Source organism: Aquitalea sp. S1-19 (genome assembly GCF_024343515.1).
Map to the genome: position 1 here is coordinate 1 of NZ_RJTZ01000224.1, position 2453 is coordinate 2453.

The 2453-nt window shown below is 56.2% G+C and carries 2 protein-coding genes; one reads left to right on the forward strand and one right to left on the reverse strand.

All coding sequences use genetic code 11. The features are described from left to right. Positions 1–5: 5 nt before the first annotated feature. Positions 6–956, reverse strand: coding sequence for an HTH-type transcriptional regulator CysB (cysB, locus tag EGI20_RS17500; RefSeq protein ID WP_498632893.1), 951 nt, complete (start codon positions 954–956; stop codon positions 6–8). 112 nt (positions 957–1068) lie between these two features. On the opposite strand from cysB, the gene EGI20_RS17505 reads away from it, so the two are divergent. Further along, positions 1069–2453 (forward strand): ferredoxin-like domain-containing protein (locus EGI20_RS17505; protein ID WP_498632997.1); only part of this gene is annotated, 1385 nt, incomplete at its 3' end.

Sequence of the window (2453 nt, forward strand, 5' to 3'; positions counted from 1 at the left end):
AGGCTTCAGTCGTCTGCCGGAAAGCGCGGGTCATGCGCCAATAGTGCAGCCTCTACCTGTTTGCGCTGCAGATGGGGTGCGAACAGTTCGATCAGCGTATAGGCAAAACCGCGCAGATAGGCATCTTTGCGTATGCCTATCTTGGTGGTCGAGGGCGCGAATAAGTGGGCAGCGTCGATGGCAACTAGTTTGCTGTCGCGCTCGGGCTCGAAGGCCATGCTGGCAATGATACCGATGCCCAGACCCAGACCGACATAAGTCTTGATGACATCGGTGTCGATGGCGGTTAGCACGACGTTAGGGCTGAGTTCGGCATTGGCAAAAGCTTTGTTGATTTTGGAGCGGCCGGCAAAGGCAAAGTCATAGGTAATGATGGGGTAGGCGGCGATGTCTTGCAGTGTCAATGGCTGTGTCAAACGGGTGAGCTCATGCCCTTGTGGCACGACAATGCTGCGGTTCCACTGGCAGCAAGGCAGCATGGCCAGTTCCTTGTAGAGCTCGATGCCTTCGGTGGCAATGGCAAAGTCGGCCTCGCCGGCGACAACCATTTCACAGATCTGGGTCGGGCTGCCTTGTTTGATGGAGAGCCTGACCTTGGGGTGGCGTCGTACAAACTCGGAAATCACCGACGGCAACGCATAACGGGCCTGGGTATGGGTGGTCGCGATGGTCAGCGAACCTTCGGACTCGCGCGAGAATTCTTCGCCTACGCGCTTGAGATTCTTGGCTTCATGCAAGATGCGCTCGGCGATGCGCAGGATTTCCTTGCCTGGCTCCGACACTGCCACCACGCGTTTTCCATTGCGGATAAACACCTGGATGCCCAGTTCGTCTTCCAGCAGGCGTATCTGCTTGGATATCCCCGGTTGCGAGGTATGCAGCTTTTCCGCCGCCTCGGATACATTCAATCCTTGTTTGGCGACTTCAACCAGATAACGCAGTTGTTGCAGCTTCATGCCCCGCTTCCTTTTTATAAAACCAGATGGAATTAGATATTAGCACGATATTCTTTAAAGTTTATAAGTCAATTGGGTAGCATGCTGTCAGAAGCCGCTGAGGAAAAGCCTGATGAATCTGGAAGATAAACTGTCACATACCCGCGCCTTATTGCAGGACATTGCCGCAAACGAGGCCTCGGTGGTGCTGGCCAATAGTCTGGGCGCCGAAGATATGGTGCTGACCGACTTGATTGCCGACATGCGCTTGCCTATCGGTATTTTCAGCCTGGATACCGGCCGCCTGCCTGCCCAAACGTATGACTTGATGCAGACGATGACGGAACGCTATCCGGCTTATCCCTTGCAGGTTTTCTTTCCTGATAGCCAGGCGATCGAAACATGGGTGGCGCAGTTTCGCGACCAGACCCGGCGCTTTCTGGCTGGCGAATTGTCCGAAGAAGAGTTTCGTCCCTTGCGCCTGATGAATGGCCTGTATATACAGCGCCACGCACCGATGTTGCGGGTGGCTATTCCTTACGGGCATTTCAGCAGTCATCAGATGCGCAAGCTGGCACATATTGCCCGCACTTACGACAAAGGCTATGCCCACTTTACCACCCGGCAAAACGTCCAGTTCAATTGGCCGGCGCTGGAGAGTGTGCCGGATATTCTGGCCGAGCTAGCCGGTGTTGAAATGCACGCAATCCAGACATCAGGAAATTGCGTACGCAATACCACCACAGATGCCTTTGCCGGTGTGGCAGCTGATGAACTGCTGGACCCGCGCCCCTGGTGCGAAATTATCCGCCAGTGGAGCACCTTGCATCCCGAGTTTGCCTATCTGCCGCGTAAATTCAAGATTGCGGTCTCAGGCAGCCTGGAGGATAGAGCCGCAACCTGGGTGCATGATATCGGGTTGCAGGTGGTCAGAAATGCCGACGGCGAGGTCGGCTTTCGCGTGCTGGTGGGCGGAGGCTTGGGGCGCACGCCAGTGATAGGCGAGCAGGTTCGGGAATTTTTGCCGGGCGAGCATCTGTTGACCTACCTGGATGCCGTGCTGCGCGTATACAACCGCTTTGGCCGGCGTGACAACAAATACAAGGCGCGCATCAAGATTTTGGTCAAAGCGATGACGGTAGAGGGTTTTGCTGCCAAGGTCGAGGATGAGTGGCAGCATCTGAAAGGTGGTGCGGCGACCTTGCGCGCGCAGGATATCGCGCATTTTGCCAGCTTCTTTACGGCACCGGCTTATGAGGTGCTGCCGCCTCATCCAGTCGAGCTGGCAGCCGCCATGGAAGCACATCCTGCTTTTGTGCGCTGGCTTGAACGCAATACCCGTGCCCACCGGCAGCCGGGTTATCGCGCCGTAGTGTTGTCATTGAAAAAAACCGGCGTGCCGCCTGGTGATATTACGGCCGAGCAGATGGATGCCGTAGCCGGGATGGCCGAGCGCTTCGGTTTTGGCGAGATTCGTGCCGCCCACGAGCAGAACCTGATTCTGCCGGATGTACGGGA

What these genes read in the sequence shown, in the direction of transcription:
- cysB (WP_498632893.1), bottom strand. Translation starts at nt 956, where the DNA reads ATGAAGCTGCAACAACTGCGTTATCTGGTTGAAGTCGCCAAACAAGGA.